The following is a 4,913-nucleotide window of genomic DNA, read 5'->3' as shown; positions in this document are numbered from 1 at the left end:
TTGCACTAAACTCTCGATCGCGCGATCGTATAACCGCGCCGTGTAACCTTTCTGCACTTATCCAGCAAGCCCTAATTTATTACATTTGATCGTGCGAAAGGCTAAACTCAATAGTAGAGAAATTTTAAATTGAATGTAAAATCAATTTATCTGAACCGAACTCAACTATTTCGGCGATCGAGCGGGGGCATCTTTTTTCAGGAACCAGAGGAAAAGGTCAAGAATACAACACAATCTGTTCTGGACGCTATTAAACTAAAAAAATTGGGTTTTTTACCCGATTAAAAATCTGGATGCAGTATTATCGAAAAAAATCCGATTTCTAGGCGATCGTCCGTCAATCCTTGCTAAATACCTCAATTTTTCGTCCTTGCCGGTCGGTGACAAACTTTACCTATCAGATTCCATGTCAAACAAGTCGCCCTGCATCATGTTGGTTGATGACGAGCCAGATAATCTGACTTTACTCCAAGAGTTATTGCAAGTCGAAGGATACACCACAGTATCAGCGCTATCTGGCGATGAAGCGCTCTCCCTCGCCCGCACATTTCGACCAGATTTAATTTTACTTGATATTATGATGCCGGATATGGACGGTTTTGATGTCTGCGACATCCTGCGTAAGGATACGGCTTTACAAACTGTACCGGTGATTTTTTTGACTGCCCTCAGTGACGACACCTCTCGCCTCAAAGGGTTAGAAAGGATGGCAGATGATTATTTAACAAAGCCTTTTAACAGTTGCTTGCTGCTGGCAAAAATTAAAAATATTTTGCAGTTGAGCCAAATGCGATCGCAAGTTGTAACTTCCCAATTCAACCAGCAAGTCACAGAAAAAAGCCAGCGCCAAATCGCCGCAGCTTGGGAGGCCAGCGAATATATTGCTGAAAAATTTCAGCTATTTGTACCGGAGCAGATTCTCACACGAATTGCCCCAAAAGGCATAGAATCGATTCAATTGGGAAATGTCACAGAAGAAGAGCTGACTATTCTATTTTGCGACATTCGCGGGTTTACGACGATCGCAGAATCTCAACCAGCACACGAAACCTTTGAATGGTTGAACGCTTTTTTTACTAAAATGAACGATTGCATCACGTCCCACGGCGGGTTTATTGACAAATACCTAGGCGATGCCATCATGGCAGTATTCGATCTGCCGACTTCTCACGCTATAAATGCGATCGAAGCCGCAGTAGCCATGCAAGAAAGTTTGCAGGAATTTAATGCCGATCGCCATAAATACAATTTAGAATATCCCGTCAACATCGGTACAGGAATTAACACCGGGATCGGCATGATCGGCACCTTGGGTTCCGATCGCCGGATGGACTCTACAGTCATCGGCGATGTAGTAAATACAGCTTCTCGCTTAGAAAATTTAACTAAAATATATGGCTGCCAAATTATTGTTAGCGAAAATGCGATCGTTCATGCCAGAGAATTTCTAAATAACATAAGTCCGAATTCAAACTCAAAAGAAAGTCTATTATTAAAGTGTGACTTGGAAGCCAAAATAGGGGAGAGTATGATTTCAAATTCTCACGCGACAGCAGCCGACAGCCATTCAGCCAGCAACAATTATTACTATCGGTGGATCGATAGAGTAACCCCGCGTGGCAAGCAGCAAGCTATTGAAATCTACGAAATCTGGCCCGCATCCAGTCCAGACTCCCAGGCCAAGCAGCTTACCCAGGCTTTATTTGACAAAGGAATTCAAGGATGGCAAGCCAAAAAATTTGTCGCCGCCCTAGGATACTTTCAGCAACTAATCGAACAAAACCCTGCAGATACAGTCGTCAGTTTTTATATAGATAAATGCCGGGAAAAACTAGGTCTTATACCTGCCAATAGCAGCTCAGAAATGAACTAAATAAAACCGTTCCTAGTAAGGACTTCAGTCCTCATATTTAACAATAATGACTAAGTTCCTTACTGCGAACCGATAAAGATTTTCTAACTTAAACCCACATCAAACCGCTGTCAAAACTTGCTCCCTCAACTTCCCAATCAACTCATTAACTCCCCCAGAATTCAAACGGTAACTCAAAGGATGACCGATCAAATAAGCCGAACTTTCAAACAAAACATCAATCTCCACCAAACCATTTTCCCGCAAAGTTTTCCCAGTCGAAACCAAATCCACAATAGCCTCCGACATACCCGTAATCGGCCCCAACTCCACAGAACCGTAAAGCGGCACAATTTCCACCGGCAAGTTCAAATTGTGAAAATATTCCCTCGCACAGTTGACGAACTTAGAAGCAACTCTACCGTGAGGTGGCAAATCCACACTTCGCCGATAGGAACTAGATTCCTTCACCGCCACCGACAGCCGGCACTTGCCAAATTGTAAATCAATTAAATTAGCAACTTTCGGTTTTTTTTCCCGCAAAACATCATAACCGGCAATCCCCAAATCAGCTTGACCGTATTCCACATAAACAGGCACGTCGTGCGTCCTGACTAGCAAAGCTTTTGCTGTTCCGGTGGGGTCATAAATTTGAAGTTGTCGGTTAGAGGAATCTAGAAAAGCGCTGAAGTCTAATCCAACCGATTTAAACAGCCGAATACTATCTCCTAACAATCCGCCTTTGGGAAGTGCAACAGTAATCATGTCAATTTTTAAAGTGTAAATTGCTCAATTTGGGAAGGGGCGATCGCGGCACAAGCAGAAACAGCTTTTGCCAAACTCAGAATAACACATATAGTTCACAGTTAAAAATAAATTTACGCTATTGCTCGATCCTTTGTTTTGGTATATATTATATTTAGTAAGTTTTTATAGACTCACTTTTTTAAAGGGCGGTCAGTATGGAAAATAATCAAGAGTTTGACAGTCAAGAATTTGACGAAGAATTTCACAGTGTAGACCCGGATTCCCTGAAAGTTACAGTAGATGAAATTCTCTCAGGCGGGGGTCTAGAGGCAGAGGAAATGGATTATACAGTAGCCGTACCTACCGCTAACCACCCCAGAATCCCCAGGCTCAGAGGTTTCTCATCTCAGTTGAAATTAAGCGTGTTCGATGACACCACCCGATCGAAGTTTGCCGAAAAACGCGGAACGCTGGGAGGTTGTTAATGTAAGATGCTTGCAGAGGCTGTTGCACAGAACTGGACTATCCTTTGTGTATTCAACTCTAAAACTGGAAATTGAACGGGCGATCGCAAATAACTCACAGCTAAACTATGACCGAATTGACTCTTGTTATTGGCAACAAAAATTATTCCTCTTGGTCGCTGCGTGCTTGGCTGGTGATGAAACAAGCTGGACTGGAATTTACGGAAGTGAGAATCCCCCTAGACGGGCCGACAAGCCACGCGGAAATTCGGCGCTATTCTCCCTCGGGAAAAGTGCCTGTTTTAATCGACGGCGACTTGAAAGTGTGGGAATCTTTAGCAATTTGCGAGTATGTTGCCGATCGCTACGCGCATCATTTGTGGCCTGCAGATATCGCCCAAAGGGCGATCGCCCGTTCCATCTGCGCCGAAATGCACGCGGGGTTCCAAAATCTGCGCCAAAATATGCCGATGGACTGTCGCAACCGCTATCCCGGAGAAGGAATGACTCCCAGTGTTGAAGCAGAGATCTACCGCATCTTTACCATGTGGCACGAATGCCGTCAAAAATTCGGAACAGGTGGCCCTATGTTGTTCGGAAAATTTACAATTGTTGACGCTATGTTTGCTCCCATCGTCCTGCGTTTTGTAACCTACGGAGTCAAATTCAATGCAGAGGGAAAAGCTTATGCTGATGCGATTTTAGCAATTCCTGCAATCCAGGAATGGCTAGCAGCAGCTTACAGCGAATCAGAAAATATTCCACATTTTAAAATATAGCAAAATCAGTTTGCTTAACCTAAGCATTCCTAAACTTAACCTCACGGCAGACAAAGCAACCGCAGGGGGGAAATCCCTACAAAACCTACTTATCTGCAAGCTTCCTGTAATTCATGCTTAAATCTAACATCTAAAACTTGTTTTGAGCTAAGTCGAAAAAACTAAAATGTAAAATCAAGATGCGGATTCTTTTAGTTGATGATGAAGTTGAGTTGACTGACCCTTTGAGTCGAGTTTTAAGCCGCGAAGGTTATACAGTTGATGTGGCAATTGACGGCGCGACAGGCAGCAATTTAGCAATGCAGAAATCTTACGATTTGCTAATCTTAGATTGGATGCTGCCCCGACAAACCGGACTGGCAATTTGTCAGCAATTGCGATCGCAAGGACGGAATACACCAGTGCTATTTCTCACCGCCAAAGATACCCTAGACGATCGCGTCAAAGGACTCGATGCCGGCGCAGACGACTATATAGTTAAACCCTTTGAACTGCGAGAACTGCTAGCCAGAGTCCGCGCCTTGCTGCGACGCCCCCCTACTTTTGATGCCGAGGTGGCTGTCGGGCGGCTGCAAGTTGCAGACTTACAGCTAGACTACGACAATCAAATTGCTTATCGGGGCGATCGGACAATTGACCTATCAGAAAAAGAATGTCAGTTATTAGAATACTTAATGCGCCATCCCGGTCAATTGCTAACACACGAACAAATCCACCAATACTTGTGGAGTGAAACAGAAAAACCCAGCAGCAACGTATTAGCCGCTCAAATTCGCCTGCTGCGACGTAAAATAGAAGCCCCAGGCGAATCCACCCTAATTAACACAGTCTACGGTAGAGGCTATCGCTTTGGAGAAGGCAGTTAATAATAATTGCCCAAAAAATCTCGTAGATGCAAGCGGCGGTTGAAACTCCGCAAGAATCAAACTATCCTCCGCCTCCGCAGACACAAGAAAACAACCTAAATTTAACCGTCAGTCTTCAACCGCTAATAAAAACCTAGGTAAACCTGGGTAAGCTCTGCGGTATAAGCTTTAAACATTCTTTCTTAGCGCTTATGCTTCCTCTCTG

The 4,913-nt window shown here is 44.0% G+C and carries 5 protein-coding genes; 4 read left to right on the top strand and 1 reads right to left on the bottom strand.

All coding sequences use genetic code 11. The annotated features are described in order from the left end of the window. Window positions 1-406 precede the first annotated feature (406 nt). Window positions 407-1,873, top strand: a complete 1,467-nt coding sequence (locus tag QUA01_RS27155; RefSeq protein ID WP_333093609.1) for a response regulator — start codon at window positions 407-409, stop codon at window positions 1,871-1,873. Window positions 1,874-1,972: 99 nt separating this feature from the next. Here the strand turns inward: QUA01_RS27155 and hisG are convergent, their stop codons facing one another. After that, window positions 1,973-2,617: an ATP phosphoribosyltransferase gene (gene hisG, locus QUA01_RS27150; protein WP_333093610.1), complete on the bottom strand. Its 645-nt coding sequence runs from the start codon at window positions 2,615-2,617 to the stop codon at window positions 1,973-1,975. Between the two features lie 197 nt (window positions 2,618-2,814). On the opposite strand from hisG, the gene QUA01_RS27145 reads away from it, so the two are divergent. The 3 genes from QUA01_RS27145 (at window position 2,815) to rppA (ending at window position 4,708) form a co-directional block, all read left to right on the top strand. Continuing rightward, a complete protein-coding gene (locus tag QUA01_RS27145; RefSeq protein ID WP_333093611.1) occupies window positions 2,815-3,084 on the top strand; it encodes a hypothetical protein in 270 nt (89 codons plus the stop codon). A 107-nt stretch (window positions 3,085-3,191) separates the two neighbouring features. Then, window positions 3,192-3,842 carry a glutathione S-transferase family protein gene (locus QUA01_RS27140; RefSeq protein ID WP_333093612.1) on the top strand — a complete coding sequence of 217 codons (651 nt, stop codon included), beginning with the start codon at window positions 3,192-3,194 and terminating at the stop codon, window positions 3,840-3,842. A gap of 179 nt (window positions 3,843-4,021) precedes the next feature. After that, entirely contained in the window at window positions 4,022-4,708 is a 687-nt protein-coding gene (gene rppA, locus QUA01_RS27135) for a two-component system response regulator RppA (RefSeq protein ID WP_333093613.1), read from the top strand. The last annotated feature ends 205 nt before the right edge of the window (window positions 4,709-4,913 follow it).

The organism is Microcoleus sp. S36a_B3 (assembly GCF_036700745.1).
GTDB lineage: Bacteria > Cyanobacteriota > Cyanobacteriia > Cyanobacteriales > Microcoleaceae > Microcoleus.
This window is presented reverse-complemented; position numbering and strand designations above follow the sequence as displayed.